We start from the raw sequence: 14,464 nt of genomic DNA, 5'->3' as shown, positions 1-14,464 counted from the left end.
CAAATATTACCCTCATAGGAAAAATTAGTCCAATAATTTTTAAGAATAGTATGAAGCCTAGGTTTATTTATAAGACAAAAATAATTCAGTGTTGAAAAATGAGAAACAAAAATGTATAATAATCAATAAAACCTGCTTTTTATATCCTATAATCATAACAGACGCGATATTCATCCACTACATTCTATAGACAAAAAACTTTTGAGGTGACCCATGTATCAATTGATAAAAAATGAAGGCACAGCACGCCGCGGCCGATTTGAGACCGTCCATGGAATTGTCCAAACCCCTGCTTTTATGAATGTCGGCACTTCCGCCGCCATCAAGGGTGGAATTTCCTCTTACGACCTTGTGGACTTAAAATGCCAGGTGGAACTCTGCAATACCTACCATCTCCACGTTCGTCCCGGAGATGAGCTCATCAGGCGGTTAGGAGGCCTCCACAAATTTATGGGGTGGGAGCGCCCCATTCTCACTGACAGCGGCGGTTTTCAGGTCTTTTCCCTTGCAAAGCTCCGGAAAATCGACGAGGAAGGCGTGACCTTCAGCTCCCATGTAGACGGCAAGCGCATTTTTATGAGCCCGGAAATCAGCATGCAGATTCAATCGAACCTAGGTTCCACTATCGCCATGGCCTTTGACGAATGCGTTGAAAATCCGTCCACTCGGGAGTATTCGGCTCGCTCCTGCGCCCGAACCACTCGATGGCTTATTCGCTGCAAGGAGGAAATGGCGCGGCTCAATTCCCTATCCGAAACCATCAATCCCTACCAGATGCTCTTTGGCATCAACCAAGGCTGTGTCTATGACGATTTGCGCATAGAGCATATGAAAGAAATTGCGGAGCTCGATTTAGATGGCTACGCCATCGGCGGTCTGGCTGTTGGAGAACCGGCAGAGGATATGTACCGCATTATCTCTTCTGTAGAGCCTCATATGCCCGCAAATAAGCCTCGTTACCTGATGGGAGTAGGCACCCCCGGCAATATCATTGAGGCAGTCTCGCGCGGTGTTGACCTTTTTGACTGCGTCATGCCCAGCCGTAACGCCCGCCATGGGCACCTGAATACCTGGAGCGGCATCCGCAACATCATGAACGCCAAATACGCCGAGGATTTAAGCCCCATCGATCCCGACTGCGGCTGCCCCACCTGCCAGCGCCATTCGAGAGCGTACCTAAGGCACCTTTTCAAGGCAAACGAACTGCTTGCTATGCGTCTTGCTGTCATGCACAACCTGTATTTTTACAATACGCTGATGGAGCGCATCCGTGAGGCCCTCGACAATGGCACATTCAAAGAGTTTCACGACCAATATGTCGAATTATTGGATACCCGCATATAATAGAATTTTTACTCATAGGATGCTTTAGGGCCTGTTTGGGCCGCTGGAGGGATTGCTATGAGCCTGATTGAAATCATCTTAGTCGGTATCGGCCTCAGCATGGATGCTGTGGCCGTTTCCATGTCAAACGGCATGGTATATGGAACGCTGCCCCGGCGGAAGTGGCCGCTGGCCCCTTTGTTTTTCGGTTTATTCCAAGGCTTGATGCCTCTTCTGGGCTTTTTTACCGGCACCTTGTTCGCCAAATATATTGACTGCTACGCCGAACTGCTGATCCTGCTGATTTTGGGATTTATCGGCGGAAAAATGATTTATGACGGCTTTAAAGGTGACAAGGAAAAAGCAGAAGAACGGGTACTGTCACTAAAGCTTATTTTTTTCCAGGCCGTCGCCACCAGCATCGACGCTTTCGCCGTGGGAATCGGCTTCTGCGCCATAAATGTGAACATTTTCTTTGCCTCCTCCCTCATCGCTGCCACTACTTTTATTCTCAGCTCTCTCTCCTTCTGCATCGGACGTAAATTCGGAGACCTGCTGGGCAACAAAGCTGAAATTTTCGGCGGAACAATCCTCGTCATTCTCGCTATCAAGGCAATCCTGTAACCGGCAAAAGAGCGAAAGCAGCAATGCTTTCGCTCTTTTTACTTTTATTCTAAAAACTGTATCCTATGTGTTAACATTACTAGTTCAGATTTGTTGATTCTAAATTGTCGTCTCCATACTCCAGGTATACAAAAACCCCGCAGACTTCGCATCTGCGGGGCAAAATTTATCTCTTTTTCTGGTAGGAACCCCGGCGATTGTCGGTGGCTTTTTTGAGATCGGAAATTTTTTCGTCGCTCTTCTGCATAAACTTACTAAGCATATCCTCGAAGGATTTGCTTCCCTCCTGGCGGGAGGCGTACTCCTGAGGAGCGCGGTCAAACCGGTTCTGGCCGCTTTGGCCGCCGTTTCCACTGCGATTGTTATTATTAAAGCCGCCGGTCCGAGGAGGACGGTTTTGGCTGCGCGGAGCGGGCGGAGGCGTGTCCACCGCGCGTTTCATCGACAAACTGATCTTTCCGTCTTCTGCAATGTTCATCACCTTGACTTTGACCATCTGGCCCTGGGTGATAAAATCGGAAATCTCTTTTACAAAAGTCGCCGCCACCTCGGAAATATGGACCATCCCGGTGGTACCGGGTTCAATTTCCACAAAAGCACCGAATTTTGTAATGCCGGTTACTTTGCCTTCATAAATTTTTCCTACTTCAAGCTGCATAAAAGTCTTATGTGCCTCCTTAAATATATCAAAACTATTGGTTACCGGATGTATTGAAGAAAACCCGTTCATCAGGGAATATGAGCCCTAGCTTCTCCCGGGCCATCTTGACGATAAATTCTTTGTCGGACCCCTGATCAATCAAGCCCTGCATCTCATCGTTAAGAATTTTCTGCTCCTCGCACTGCTGGTTTACAGCCTCGGTTTTGCTTTTGAGGGCAGCCTGATCCATAAACAGGACGACACAAGAGCCAGCCAAATAACAGCACATAGCGACGATAGCAACGTTGACAATACGATTAACCTTGCTCTTCTTGCGTTTCACAGTTTGCTTCACTCTCCCCAGCATGGTCTGTTCCTTGATGATTAGTCTCATTATACATCATCTTGCCATGGTGTTTCAAGTGAAACTTTGACGCAAAAAAGCCCTTCGGCGATTTTTGTGAAACATGTTTAAATATTTTTTTAAATTTAGTGCATATGTACTTAAAAAACCGCATCACCGGCTTGATGAAAATTCTGTATAAAAACCGCAGTACAGCCTTGACACCCCGGATGATGGATTTGGCCGCCTTGAACACCAGAACGCCCACGGTAAAGTAGTAGATGATAAAGCCCAAAAGCTCCCCGATGGCCACAAAAACGCGGAAATATCCATTGCAGAAATTGACGCAGAAAATAAAGGTGGCCAAGGTGGCAATGACGATGAATATACCGTCCTCGATAAACACCATCACTTTACCGCCTGGAAAAGCGAGCCGCAAAATACGGAACACGTCATAGATTACCGCTAGCCCGCAACCTAACAGGCAGGAATAGAGAAAAATTAAAGTCTCTTGCGCAACCGTCACAAAAACCCCTCCATTGCTGATCGAAATGACAAACGTCTCGCTATTTGAACAGCTTGGAAAGGAAAGAGGTTCCCCTCGCCTTCTCCTCGGAGGAATATTCCAGGGTATCGATTTCCCCCTCCATGGAAAAATCCCCATCGTCGACGTTGAAGGAATTGACGTGGAGATTATTTCCCCGCACCGTCAGCTTTCCCATATTGGTGAAGAGGATAACTAACGTTTCATCAAAGCAATCCACGTCCTGGACGCCGGAAACTGAAAGCCGTTTCCGGTCTTCCATGATAATGTTGTGAGGCAGTTTCAGGGATTTTACTTCTTGCATCATTTCGTCACTCCATTTTAAACCAGTGTCATTCATTTCAAAAGCCCTCTGGAAGTGAGCTGTTCGTAAGTTGCAGCGCGGATTCTTACCCCAGCTTCCCCTTTTCCAAAAAGCCTTGATACACTATATTCTATGGAGCGGACAAATATGCCCTATTCTTCGACTACTGCGTACTGGTCGGCGGCGGTTTCTTTGGTGGCGTATTCCGATACATTCAGCACCTTAACTGTCAGCGGTCTCCCCATGTTGATGGTAATCTTGTCCCCCACCTTGACGTTGTAGGAAGCTCTGGCCTCGATGCCGTTGACAAGGATTCTCCCGGCGTCGCAGGCCTCATTGGCGATGGTGCGGCGCTTAATCAGGCGGGTGACTTTTAAATATTTATCCAGTCTCATGACGGTAATTTCCTTTCGTTATTATAAAAATCGGGGCTTTTATCAGGTTGCCCACAAAAAAACAAAATCCTATACCGGAAAAACGGTACAGGATTTTGATAGCATTTGAAATAATATTTATTTCGCAACTGCTTCCTTCAGAGCCTTGCCAGCTTTGAAAGCGGGAACTTTGGTAGCAGCGATGGTGATCTTCTCGCCGGTTGCGGGGTTTTTACCCTCACGAGCAGCGCGATCGCGAACTTCAAATGTACCAAAACCTACGAGCTGGATTTTTTCGCCGCCAGCCAGTGCTTCGGAAATGCTGTCGAGAACTGCAGCAACTGCTTTGTCAGCATCTTTTTTGGAAAAACCGGTTTTTTCAGCTACAACACTGATCAATTCTGTTTTAGTCATAATAATAGACCTCCATTATTTTTTAATATCCAAGGTTTGCACCTAGATTAACTGTTCTTTGGCCTTTTTCCAAAGGCGGTTCAAAGTATCCAGCTCAGCCGTTTCCATCCGGATGCCTTCTTTTTCGGCCAGCTGTTCCACCTCTTCAAAACGGGCGATAAACTTGTCGCAGGAACGGCTCAAAGCCTGCTCAGCGTCAAGCCCCAGCTTCTCCGCCACATTGGTACAGGAAAAGAGCAAATCACCCAGTTCTTCCTCCATGTGGGCGCGGTCGCCCTTCTCGATGGACTCCCACAGTTCGCCGACCTCGTTTTCCAGATCCTCAAAAGCGCCTTCTACATCGGGATAACGCATGCCTGCTTTCGCCGCCCGGTGGGCGATTTTCTCGCTGCGCATCAGCGCTGGGAAAACGGCGGGGACGGATTTTAAGGTTTCGGTAAAGTTCTCGGTCCCTTTGACCTGGTTTTTAATGGTCTCCCAATTGTTCAGCACTTCACCGGAGTCCTTCACTTCCACTTCCCCGAACACATGGGGATGACGGATAATAAGCTTTTGGCAAAGGTCAGTGACCACGTCGTCAAAGGTAAAGACGCCGGTTTCCTCCTCCATCTGAGTGTGGAACACCACCTGGAGAAGCACATCGCCCAGTTCTTCCCGAAGCAAAGTCATATCCCCTTTGTCGATTGCCTCGACCGCCTCGTAAGTCTCTTCGATAAAGTTCTTGCGGATACTTCGGTGATCCTGTTCCCGATCCCAGGGACAGCCCTGCTCGCTGCGAAGCAGCGCCATAATGGCTCTCAGGTCGGAAACATCGTACCGCTCTTTTCTTTGAAAGTCCAGAATAATCCCTCTTTTACCGTTTCATACCAGTACATCCAGTATATTGTCCATTTTACCCTAATAATTTGTATTTTGCAAGTAGTTTTGCAAATTTTTCTCCTTTTGGAAGCATTAATACGTCATCTTTCGAAATTGCCCGTAAAATCAGCAGCATCAGAAGGTATACAAAGCCTGCGGCGGCGATTGCAATCAAAGTTTTTAAGTTTCCGTCCATGACTTTTGCCAAAAGGTCGTAACAGACCTTTCCGGCAATGCCGCAGAGCAGTCCCGCAGCGATGGGTTTGAGTCCCAGCCGGATAAAATGAAATGGGATTCCGGTGATTTTCTTGAGGTTTATGAGGCAGAGCACCAGAATCGACACATAGCAGGCCGCTGTGCCCAGGGCCGCGCCTTTGACGTTTAGTGCGGGCGTCGAAATAGTAAACCAGTTGACCAGGAATTTGAGCGCCGCTCCCACCAGCATAAACTTGGGCGGCAGATCCGCCCTTCCCAGGCCCTGCAGCACCGCGAACAACGGCACTGTAAGCCCCAGAAAAATCAAACTCAGTCCCTGCCAGCTCAGAACGCCGGACGCGATGGCCACCTCGGCGTGCTTCGCTGGGTAGAGAAGGTTCAGAATCGGGTTCGCCAAGAAAAAAATACCGAAGCTGGCCGGCACGGCGATCAGTGAAGTCATCCGGATGACCGATTCAATGTTGATCTTCACAGAGCGCATATTTTTGGCTTCCCAGGCCGCTGTTACATTGGGCAGGGCACTTTTGCCGAATATACCGGTAAAAGCGGGAACCAGGTTAAAAATCGACAGAGCATATCCGCTGTAAGAACCGAAGATAAAATTCGCGGCCTCGGCGGCAGTGGTTCCGACTTTGAGATTTTCCCCGAACACCGCCATCATTCCGGTGTAGTTCTGTGCAAAGCCCGCCCCCAGCCGGTTGATGATAGTGAGGGTGTCGATGAGCTGGGCCACGTTCATCACAATGGAGCCCAAGGAAATTGGAATGGCGATCTTTAAAAGCCGCACAATGAGTACTCTGGTGCGCATAGGCTTTGGGGAGTACTTCAGGTCTTCTTTTGTAATGTCGTCCCCTCTCATCTTGTGGCGGATGAGGAGGAAAGCGGTCCCCACAAAGGTGCTCAGCGTCACACCGAAGATGGCGCCCGCCGATGCCACCGGCATGATGGCTGCCCGGGCCTGGGCCTCGTTGGCGACGACTTTGCCGAAAACTGCCCCGCCCGCCTCAAACTGTGCCATTCCCACCTTCAAAGCGATAATCGAAAGGGCGAGGCCAAAGATCAGTTTGGCGACCACTTCGACGATCTGGGAGACCGCAGTGGGCGTCATATTGCGAAGCCCCTCGTAGTAGCCCCGGTATGCCGACATGACACAGCCGAAGAAAATCGCCGGCGAAATGGCAATGACCGAAAGCCAGGCATTCTGGTTGTCAGCCATTTTCACATAGAGCCAGGAAAACGCCACCATGAGGATAAACCCAATGAGGCCCATGAAGAAAAAGAGCCGCACCGAAATACTGTGAATTTTCCGGATATCGCGGTAGCGGTCGTGGACCGATTGCTCGGCGACCATTTTGGCAATAGCTGCCGGAAGGCCCGCCGTCGAAAAGGCAAAAATCATGGTAAAGACGCTGTAGGCGGTGGAGAAATACCCCATGCCGTCGCCGTCCAGGATGTTGCCCAGGGGGATTTTAAAAATCGCCCCGATGAGCTTGACGATGATCATGGCGGCCGCCAGAATGCTGGCGCCCTGCAGCAGGCTCTGTCCCTTACCCTTTTGCAAACAAAACACTCCTATGGCGGCACTGCACAATTCTTAGAGCCGAATGGCGCGGACGGCTTTTCGACCGGTCAAACAAAAACTGTAGGGATAAAAATCTTTGTAAAACAGGCCGAAAGTACACACGCCAAACGATGCCAAAAATTGTGCCGAGCTGCCCTTAATTTAATGTCAAAGGAAATGGCACGGTCAAACCATACCGCCGCGAAGGCCCAAAAGCATCCGCAGCGGTATTTTTTAACATCCTTTATTCTTCCGAGTGATCCTCTTCTTGGCCGCAGCATCCACAGCCGCAGGTTTCCTCCGATTTCGCCTCTTCCTCAGCGGGTGCGGCGTCCTGTTCCACATTGACGAGCCGGTTGCCGCATTTCATGCAGTAGAAAGCTTCCTTATCATTTTTGGCTCCACAGGCGGGGCAGAGTTTCAGTTCCTTCTTCTCAGCGATTTTCTCGTTGATGTCGTGAAGGGTGTTTTTCACTTCCTCGATCTCGGAGGCCAGGGAGTCGATCAATTCGTTATTATCGTATTCCGATTTCATCATCGAATAGACCGCGCAGCCCAACTTTTCATACAGGGAGCGAAGCTCGTTAGAGAGCTGGCTGCTCTGGTATTTGAGCTTAGAGAGCTCCACCACATCGTCGGTTTTCTTTCCCGCATAATCCACTACGTTTTTGGCGCCTGCCATCAAATCTTCAAAAATACCCATTGTATCAGTCCTTTCCGAAACGGTTGCAATCATTTGAATGAGCCGGCAGCAGGTTCCCTTTGCCGGTATCCCCATTATAAGCCATAATTTTCCCCAAATCAATAATAAACTGTAAATATCGTGCCTCAGAAGCATCTAGGGCAGGATGATGAATTCCCGCAGCATGGAATCCTTGGGAATAAAGCTGAGATCCATAGGAGGGAAGCAGTCCATGGCGGCTTTCAGCTGTTCAGCCAATCCGTAATAGGCGTTCTGTTCGTCGATTTCCTGAATCAGTTCGAGAAAAGCTCCGTGATAGGCCAACGGCTCGTACAGGTGGAGGGAATCAATCCAGAAGTCGGCCCCCGTGCGGAAAGGCCGGATGTAAAGGTCCTCCCCGTCCACCACGTTTTTCCACATGGCCAGGGTGTCTGCTGGGGAGCAGCCTCGGAAGTTGTAGTCCCGGATGAGCCGCCGTACAAGCCGCATCTCCCGGGTGCTGATCATCCGCTTGTTTTGCAGGTAATATTCGCTCTTGATGGAGATATAAAGTTTCAGGGCACTCTGAAAAAGCTCCTTTTCGGTGATGAGGGGATTTAATGCATGTAGCCCCTCGATGATGATGGCAGTGTGCTCATCGAACTGGAGCTCCCGCTCCTTTTCGCTGCGGCGGCCTTTGACAAAATCAAAGATGGGAAAATTCCACCAGCCCCGCTTTTGCAGCTCGTTAAGGCATTCCGCCAGATAATCGGTGTCCACCAGCTCCGGCAGTTCCAGATTCTGTGTCCCGTCAGGGAGAAACGGCGCCGCGTCTCGGGGTTTATAAAAATCGTCCAGCGATATTGACAGCGTCTTGACCCCCCGGTCATGGAGCTCTTTTTGCAAAATATAGGAGGTGGTGGTTTTCCCCGAGCTGGACGGTCCCGCCAGCAGGATGATCTTGTTGCGGTTTAAAGTGGAGCAGAAACTGTCCACCGTCTCTCTGATCTGGCTCAAGTACCGCTGTTCCGAATCCCGCACCAAATCCTCTAAATTTTCGGCGGCCCTGTAGTTAATTTGTTCGATATCCAGATGTTCTTTATAATCTGTTACCATTTCAGGCCTCCCTTCCCCTGCGGTGAATTTCTCACAGCAGTATTTTCAACCTTTGCTTCTTAGCAAGTATATCATCAAAACCGGAAATATATTCATAGGGGTACTTATAATTGTAAAGCCGCTCAATGTCGCCAGGCAGGACGATTTTTGTCACCGCCCCCGCTCCAGCCGCCAAAATGGTCTGAATCTCGTCCATGATGTAGACGTTGTACTTTCCAAAGTGGCCAGGCTTTGCATAGCCTACGTTTTCCAGGTTGCCCCGGGTGTTTTTCTGCCGGTAGAGGTAGTAGGGCTCGTATCCGGCCGACGTCAAAGCTTGATAGGCATATTCTACCATTTTCTGGACGGCGGAATAGTCCTCGTCTCCACTCATCTCCTGAAATAGAGCGGAGGAACGTTTCAGCGACAGGGTGTGCACCGTGACGTTCTCCGGATCGAGGGACACGGCTTTGTCCACACTTCGGCAAAACCCCTCATAGCTGTCTGAGGGAAGCCCCGCGATCAAATCCATGTTGATAGAGGAAAAGCCCATCTGCCGGGCCAGTTCGTAGCAGTCAACCACCTGCTGCCCGGTGTGCTTTCTCCCGATGGCCTCTAACACCGCATCCTCAAAGGTCTGGGGGTTGATGCTGATGCGGGTCGCCCCCGCCTCCCGGATCACCTGAAGCTTTTCCCGTGTGATGGTGTCGGCCCGGCCCGCCTCGATGGTGTATTCCACCCCAGCATCGAGGGGAAAACATGCTGCAATAGCGTCGGTGACCTGCCGGAGTTCTTCGGCGCTCAAAGCGGTGGGCGTTCCGCCGCCGATGTAAATTGTGCGGAGCCGAAGCCCGATTTCCCGGGCTATTTCCGCTGTAAAGGCAATTTCCTTCACAAGCTTATCAAGATACTCCGGCACCAACGCGCGGGCCTTCTGCCCGGTGATGGCGTGGGAAACAAAAGAACAGTAGCTGCACCGGGAGGGGCAGTAGGGAATCGACACATAGAGGCTGAAATCCTTTGGGGCGTTGTCGGCTAAAATTTCCCTCTGGGCCTCGGCGATGCGAAAGCTCAAATCAATTTTTTCCGGCGTTATATAAAGCTCCTGCTCAAACTCCCGACGGATTTCCTCCAGGGTTTTGCCGGCGGCGAGACGCCGCTGAACCCATTTGACCGGCCGAATGCCGGTCAAAACGCCCCACTGGGGCCTCACCCCGGTCAGCTCGTGGAGAATCCGATAGAGAAGCCGCGCGCACTCCATCTCGGCGTCGGCCTCAGGGTGGTTTGAGGTTTTGAGGGTACGAAAAAAATCCCCTTTTTTCACCGTGACGGACAAATCGCTGACACTGTCCCCCGCAGGGGCCGCGTCGATGCTCACATATTCGTCGGCAGGGTATTCCCGTGACTCGTAGATGTGCTGGAACCGCCGCACCGGGTAAAAGAGCTTTAAGATGTTCTCCATCTCGTATTTAAAGGTGTTTCCGTTATAAAAAATCGTCATGAAGGTATTCCTTTGCAGATTGGATTGGATGAATCGGGCAGGCGAATCCCGTGAAATCGCAATTTCGTTGGAATACACATCCAACGACAAGCCGCCTGTCTCCCCTCTTTTGGCGGAAGATCGAGAAAGCCCTGATCCTAAATGTCCCTCTCTGTGGCGAGATAGGGATTTTGTTCCCGCTCGTAATCCAAAGTGGTTGCTTCTCCGTGGCCCGGCAGCAGCCGGTAATTTTGGGGAAGGGCGGCGATCCTCCGGGCGGAGGCGGCAATCTGGGGATAGCTGCCTCCGTAAAGGTCGGTGCGGCCTACGCTGCCGGCAAAAACCGTGTCTCCGGTGAAGATAACGCTTTCCATTTCAGCATCCTCGGCTATCAGGCAGACAGAACCCTGGGTGTGGCCGGGGGTGTGAAGGACGCGGAAAGTAACGTCGCCAAAGGGGATTTCGTCTCCTTCCCCGTAAATCCGGCTGGTGCAGCAGGCGATTCCCGGCCCGCCGAACTCCATAGAAGCGTTTTGAGACGGGGTTTTCGTCATCTCTTCGTCCAGAGGGTGGATGTAAACGGGTATGTCCCATCTTTCCAAGATACCGTCCACGCCGCCCATATGGTCGAAATGGCCGTGGGTCAGCAGAATCATCTTTAGTGTCAGCCCCTGCGCTTCCAGATAACGCAGGATTTTATCCGGCTGGGCGCCGGGGTCGATGAGGGCGGCCTCGTTTTGGCCGTTCTGTACCAAATAACAGTTGGTCTGAATCAGTCCCACCGGTAAAGTGTATATTTTCATGGTATTGTCCTTTCTCAATGCCCCATTTGCTCAGTATCCATGACGATAGTGATAGGGCCCCAAGCGGTCATCTCGATTTCCATGTGGGCGCCGAACACCCCAGTCTCCACAGGGATTCCCTGTTCCCGCAGGTATTCTACGTATTTCAGATAGAGCCCTTCCGAATCAGGCTGTTTAGCCGCCCGGTCAAAGGAAGGGCGGTTTCCTTTTTTGCAGTCGCCCGCCAGGGTGAAGTTGGAGACCACCAGTATGCTTCCGCCCACATCCCGCACCGACAAGTTCAATTTGTCGTCCTCATCGGTGAAGATGCGCAGCCGGGCCGTTTTGCCGGCCAGGTATGCGGCCTGGGATTCGGTGTCGCCTTCCACCACGCCCAAAAGAGCCAACAGGCCGTTTTCAATGCTGCCGGAAAGAGTTCCGTCGGCAGTGACGGCGGCGCGTTTTACCCGCTGGATCACTAGTTTCATGGTATCATCCTTCGCTTGTCCGTCACGCGGACGGATTTTTCTCTTTTATGGCAAAATACAGATCAATGGACGGATTTTTGCCTGTGCTTCGCCCGGTATGGGATTCGTACTCCAAATTGAGGGGCTCGTAACCGCTTGCCGGGAGCCATTTGGTATACAAAAACCTCTTCGCCTCCCCAATGGCGGGTCCCCAAAGGAATCTGAGCTTGGGCTTGACGACGATTTTGGCGTATTTCCCGGCGGGCAGCAGGATCTTCTTTAGACTCTCCGCTTCCAGCAGGCCGCCCACAAACAGCTCAAAATCTCCGGTCGCTTCGTCGTAGTTCCTCGACAGGACGAAAAACGGCAGGATTTCGCCGCCCGCCTTCCCTAAGAGGTAATGGTAGCTGGCGGAGAGCGCCTTTACGTCCCCGGCGACAGTTCGGTCGTTGGACGGCTTCGACAAGCCGAAAACCGTTTGATCTTCTACGACAGTGAGCTCAACTTCTAAATGCGTCATAACACTCCTTCTGCGGCTCTATTTCCCTGACCGCTCCACCGAAATCACCCCTTTGACCTTGCTGAGCTTCTGGATGATAGTGTCCAGATGCTCTTTGCCTTGGGTGCCGATGGTGGCTAAAATACTGGCGTTTCCGTTTCTCAGTTCCCGCGCATTAAACTCGTGGATGGGTACCCGCATGTTGGCAAAAGCCAAGCTCACGTCGGCCAGCAGTGAGTTCCGGTCGTGGGCCACGATCTCCAGCGTCGACCGGAAATGGGAAGCGTTGCTGTCTGCCCAATGGACATTGATCCACCGTTCTCGCTGCACCACGTCATTCATCGAGGTGATGGCGTTGATGCAGTCTTTTTTATGAACCGAAACGCCGTAACCGCGGGTGATAAAGCCGACGATTTCGTCGCCGGGCAGAGGGTTGCAGCACTGGGCGAATTTCACGAGGCAGTTGTCGATGCCCTCCACAACAACAGCGCTGGTGTATTTCTTGGGTGTGGGCACCTTGAGGGTGGTAAACTCCGGATTTTCGGCGATATGGGCTTTCATCAGCTTGGCGTAGTCGTCCTTGATCCGGGGCATGATCCGGGAAAGGAGGATTCCCCCGTAGCCGATGGCGGCGTAAAAGTCGTCCAACGACTCCTTATGCTGCCGCTTGATGACTGCCTCCATGAAATTCTGATAGCTTTCATCGCCGTCGAAGTGGATATAGTTGCGTCGAAACTCCTTTTCCAGCTCCGTTCGGCCCTCGGCAATGTTTTCATCCCGCCGCTCCCGCTTAAACCAGGCGCGGATTTTGTTGCGGGCCTCGCTGGTCTTGGCGATCTTGATCCAGTCCCGTTTTGGCGCGCCGGTCAGGGATTTGGTCGTCATGATCTCGACTATTTCGCCGGTTTTCACCTGGTAATCCAGCGGCACAATGCGCCCGTCCACCTTGGCTCCGGTCATCCGGTTTCCCACCTCGGTGTGGATAGCATAGGCGAAATCCACGATGGTGGACCCGGCTGGCAGACTCTTCACATCCCCCTTGGGGGTAAAGACGAACACGTCGTCGGCGGAAAGGTCGGTCTTTATGTTTTTAACGATGTCTTCGGCGCCCTCGGCGTCCTGCTGGGACTCGATGATCTGCCGCACCCAGGCCAGCCGCTCTTCCAGCTTATCCTTGCCGTGGATGCCCGCCTTGTACTTCCAGTGGGCGGCGATGCCGAACTCGGCGGTGTAGTGCATCTCCCAGGTGCGGATCTGGATTTCAAAGGGGATGCCCTCCTTGTCGATGACGGTGGTGTGCAGGGACTGATACATGTTGGGCTTGGGGGTAGAGATATAGTCCTTGAAGCGATTGGGAATTGGCTGGAACAAATCGTGGATAATACCTAAGATGTTGTAGCACTCGATAACGGTGTTGACGATGATGCGCACGGCGTAGACGTCGTACAGCTCCTCAAAGCTCCGCCCGGCCATATACACCTTGCGGTAGATGCCGTAAATGCTCTTGACCCGGCCCTCGATATGAGGCTCCAAGCCGTATTCTTTAAGCCTAGTCAAGATTTTTTCCTTGATTTCGTCGATAAACTTTTCCCGATCCCCCTTTTTGAGGGCCAGGGTTTCCTCGATCTCCTTGTAGCCAATGGGGTCCAGGTACCGCAGCGCCCGGTCCTCCAGTTCCTCCTTGACGGCCCGGATACCGAGCCGGTGGGCGATAGGAGCGTAAATTTCCATGGTCTCCAGAGAGATTTCCCGCCGCCTCGAGTCGGACTTAAAGTCCAATGTGCGCATATTGTGGAGACGGTCGGCCAGCTTGATGATGATGACCCGCACGTCCTCATTCATAGCCAGAAGCATTTTGCGGATATTTTCCGCCTGCTGCTCTTCTTTAGTGACCAGAGGCACCTGCCCCAATTTGGTGACGCCGTTGACCATAACAGCCACGTCCTCGCCGAACTGTCGGCTCAGAGTTCCGAGAGTCACCTCAGTGTCCTCCACTACGTCATGCAAAAGAGCCGCGCAGAGGCAGTCGGTGTCCATCCCCAGATCCACCAAAATCACGGCCACCGAGACTGGATGGCTGATATACGGGTCGCCTGACTGCCGGAGCTGTCCCTTATGGGCCTTCTCCGCCACCTCATAGGCCTTTTTAATTTTCTCCACATCGTAATTCCGGTCACTGCTATCGACAGAGGCCAGCAATTGTTCGATGGTGCCAATGGGATTGCTCATGTACATCAACATTCCTTCCTGGATGTTTTGGTGGGTTTTTCACAGAAAAA

The 14,464-nt window shown here is 51.6% G+C and carries 17 protein-coding genes; 2 read left to right on the top strand and 15 right to left on the bottom strand.

Annotated features, from left to right (window positions below; genetic code table 11):
• Positions 1 to 213 precede the first annotated feature (213 nt).
• Both tgt and H8710_RS03685 read left to right on the top strand, forming a co-directional pair.
• Positions 214 to 1,344, top strand: a complete 1,131-nt coding sequence (gene tgt, locus H8710_RS03690; protein WP_249294049.1) for a tRNA guanosine(34) transglycosylase Tgt — start codon at positions 214 to 216, stop codon at positions 1,342 to 1,344.
• A gap of 57 nt (positions 1,345 to 1,401) precedes the next feature.
• On the top strand, positions 1,402 to 1,947 hold the full coding sequence (locus H8710_RS03685) for a manganese efflux pump MntP (RefSeq protein ID WP_249294048.1): 546 nt from the start codon (positions 1,402 to 1,404) through the stop codon (positions 1,945 to 1,947).
• A 166-nt stretch (positions 1,948 to 2,113) separates the two neighbouring features.
• On the opposite strand, the gene H8710_RS03680 is transcribed toward H8710_RS03685, so the two are convergent.
• The 15 genes from H8710_RS03680 to H8710_RS03610 form a co-directional block, all read right to left on the bottom strand.
• On the bottom strand, positions 2,114 to 2,605 hold the full coding sequence (locus H8710_RS03680) for a S1 RNA-binding domain-containing protein (protein WP_249294047.1): 492 nt from the start codon (positions 2,603 to 2,605) through the stop codon (positions 2,114 to 2,116).
• A gap of 34 nt (positions 2,606 to 2,639) precedes the next feature.
• Complete coding sequence (locus H8710_RS03675; RefSeq protein ID WP_249294046.1) at positions 2,640 to 2,930, bottom strand: FtsB family cell division protein; 291 nt, start codon at positions 2,928 to 2,930, stop codon at positions 2,640 to 2,642.
• Positions 2,905 to 3,456, bottom strand: a complete 552-nt coding sequence (yabQ, locus tag H8710_RS03670; protein WP_249294045.1) for a spore cortex biosynthesis protein YabQ — start codon at positions 3,454 to 3,456, stop codon at positions 2,905 to 2,907. Before yabQ ends, H8710_RS03675 begins: the two co-directional genes overlap by 26 nt.
• A 40-nt stretch (positions 3,457 to 3,496) precedes the next feature.
• Entirely contained in the window at positions 3,497 to 3,814 is a 318-nt protein-coding gene (gene yabP / locus H8710_RS03665; RefSeq protein WP_249294044.1) for a sporulation protein YabP, read from the bottom strand.
• 116 nt (positions 3,815 to 3,930) lie between these two features.
• Positions 3,931 to 4,173: an RNA-binding S4 domain-containing protein gene (locus H8710_RS03660; protein ID WP_249294043.1), complete on the bottom strand. Its 243-nt coding sequence runs from the start codon at positions 4,171 to 4,173 to the stop codon at positions 3,931 to 3,933.
• 117 nt (positions 4,174 to 4,290) lie between these two features.
• Positions 4,291 to 4,566 carry an HU family DNA-binding protein gene (locus H8710_RS03655; protein WP_249294042.1) on the bottom strand — a complete coding sequence of 92 codons (276 nt, stop codon included), beginning with the start codon at positions 4,564 to 4,566 and terminating at the stop codon, positions 4,291 to 4,293.
• Between the two features lie 42 nt (positions 4,567 to 4,608).
• Positions 4,609 to 5,367, bottom strand: a complete 759-nt coding sequence (gene mazG / locus H8710_RS03650) for a nucleoside triphosphate pyrophosphohydrolase (protein WP_346727094.1) — start codon at positions 5,365 to 5,367, stop codon at positions 4,609 to 4,611.
• A 91-nt stretch (positions 5,368 to 5,458) separates the two neighbouring features.
• Positions 5,459 to 7,201 carry a putative polysaccharide biosynthesis protein gene (locus H8710_RS03645; RefSeq protein ID WP_249294040.1) on the bottom strand — a complete coding sequence of 581 codons (1,743 nt, stop codon included), beginning with the start codon at positions 7,199 to 7,201 and terminating at the stop codon, positions 5,459 to 5,461.
• A 244-nt stretch (positions 7,202 to 7,445) separates the two neighbouring features.
• On the bottom strand, positions 7,446 to 7,904 hold the full coding sequence (locus H8710_RS03640; protein ID WP_249294039.1) for a V-type ATP synthase subunit I domain-containing protein: 459 nt from the start codon (positions 7,902 to 7,904) through the stop codon (positions 7,446 to 7,448).
• Positions 7,905 to 8,039: 135 nt separating this feature from the next.
• Positions 8,040 to 8,978, bottom strand: coding sequence for a uridine kinase family protein (locus H8710_RS03635; protein ID WP_249294038.1), 939 nt, complete (start codon positions 8,976 to 8,978; stop codon positions 8,040 to 8,042).
• A gap of 31 nt (positions 8,979 to 9,009) precedes the next feature.
• On the bottom strand, positions 9,010 to 10,458 hold the full coding sequence (hemZ, locus tag H8710_RS03630; RefSeq protein WP_249294037.1) for a coproporphyrinogen dehydrogenase HemZ: 1,449 nt from the start codon (positions 10,456 to 10,458) through the stop codon (positions 9,010 to 9,012).
• A gap of 137 nt (positions 10,459 to 10,595) precedes the next feature.
• The gene (locus H8710_RS03625) at positions 10,596 to 11,240 is read right to left on the bottom strand and encodes an MBL fold metallo-hydrolase (protein ID WP_249294036.1); all 645 of its coding nucleotides are present in this window, start codon (positions 11,238 to 11,240) and stop codon (positions 10,596 to 10,598) included.
• Between the two features lie 14 nt (positions 11,241 to 11,254).
• A complete protein-coding gene (dtd, locus tag H8710_RS03620) occupies positions 11,255 to 11,707 on the bottom strand; it encodes a D-aminoacyl-tRNA deacylase (protein WP_249294035.1) in 453 nt (150 codons plus the stop codon).
• 22 nt (positions 11,708 to 11,729) lie between these two features.
• Positions 11,730 to 12,206 (bottom strand): GyrI-like domain-containing protein, encoded by a 477-nt coding sequence (locus H8710_RS03615; RefSeq protein ID WP_249294034.1) that lies wholly within the window; start codon positions 12,204 to 12,206, stop codon positions 11,730 to 11,732.
• 18 nt (positions 12,207 to 12,224) lie between these two features.
• Positions 12,225 to 14,414, bottom strand: a complete 2,190-nt coding sequence (locus tag H8710_RS03610; RefSeq protein ID WP_249294033.1) for a RelA/SpoT family protein — start codon at positions 14,412 to 14,414, stop codon at positions 12,225 to 12,227.
• Positions 14,415 to 14,464: the final 50 nt, after the last annotated feature.

The organism is Fumia xinanensis, from assembly GCF_014384905.1.
Lineage (GTDB): Bacteria > Bacillota > Clostridia > Oscillospirales > Ruminococcaceae > Fumia > Fumia xinanensis.
Note: the sequence above shows the minus strand (reverse complement) of the source record. Positions and strands in the feature narration are given on the sequence as shown.

Bases quoted from the DNA above. Each gene is read 5' to 3' on its own strand.
- tgt (WP_249294049.1), top strand. From the start codon at position 214: ATGTATCAATTGATAAAAAATGAAGGCACAGCACGCCGCGGCCGATTT.
- H8710_RS03685 (WP_249294048.1), top strand. From the start codon at position 1,402: ATGAGCCTGATTGAAATCATCTTAGTCGGTATCGGCCTCAGCATGGAT.
- H8710_RS03680 (WP_249294047.1), bottom strand. From the start codon at position 2,605: ATGCAGCTTGAAGTAGGAAAAATTTATGAAGGCAAAGTAACCGGCATT.
- yabP (WP_249294044.1), bottom strand. From the start codon at position 3,814: ATGAATGACACTGGTTTAAAATGGAGTGACGAAATGATGCAAGAAGTA.
- H8710_RS03660 (WP_249294043.1), bottom strand. From the start codon at position 4,173: ATGAGACTGGATAAATATTTAAAAGTCACCCGCCTGATTAAGCGCCGC.
- H8710_RS03655 (WP_249294042.1), bottom strand. From the start codon at position 4,566: ATGACTAAAACAGAATTGATCAGTGTTGTAGCTGAAAAAACCGGTTTT.
- H8710_RS03640 (WP_249294039.1), bottom strand. From the start codon at position 7,904: ATGGGTATTTTTGAAGATTTGATGGCAGGCGCCAAAAACGTAGTGGAT.
- H8710_RS03635 (WP_249294038.1), bottom strand. From the start codon at position 8,978: ATGGTAACAGATTATAAAGAACATCTGGATATCGAACAAATTAACTAC.
- hemZ (WP_249294037.1), bottom strand. From the start codon at position 10,458: ATGACGATTTTTTATAACGGAAACACCTTTAAATACGAGATGGAGAAC.
- H8710_RS03625 (WP_249294036.1), bottom strand. From the start codon at position 11,240: ATGAAAATATACACTTTACCGGTGGGACTGATTCAGACCAACTGTTAT.
- dtd (WP_249294035.1), bottom strand. From the start codon at position 11,707: ATGAAACTAGTGATCCAGCGGGTAAAACGCGCCGCCGTCACTGCCGAC.
- H8710_RS03615 (WP_249294034.1), bottom strand. From the start codon at position 12,206: ATGACGCATTTAGAAGTTGAGCTCACTGTCGTAGAAGATCAAACGGTT.
- H8710_RS03610 (WP_249294033.1), bottom strand. From the start codon at position 14,414: ATGAGCAATCCCATTGGCACCATCGAACAATTGCTGGCCTCTGTCGAT.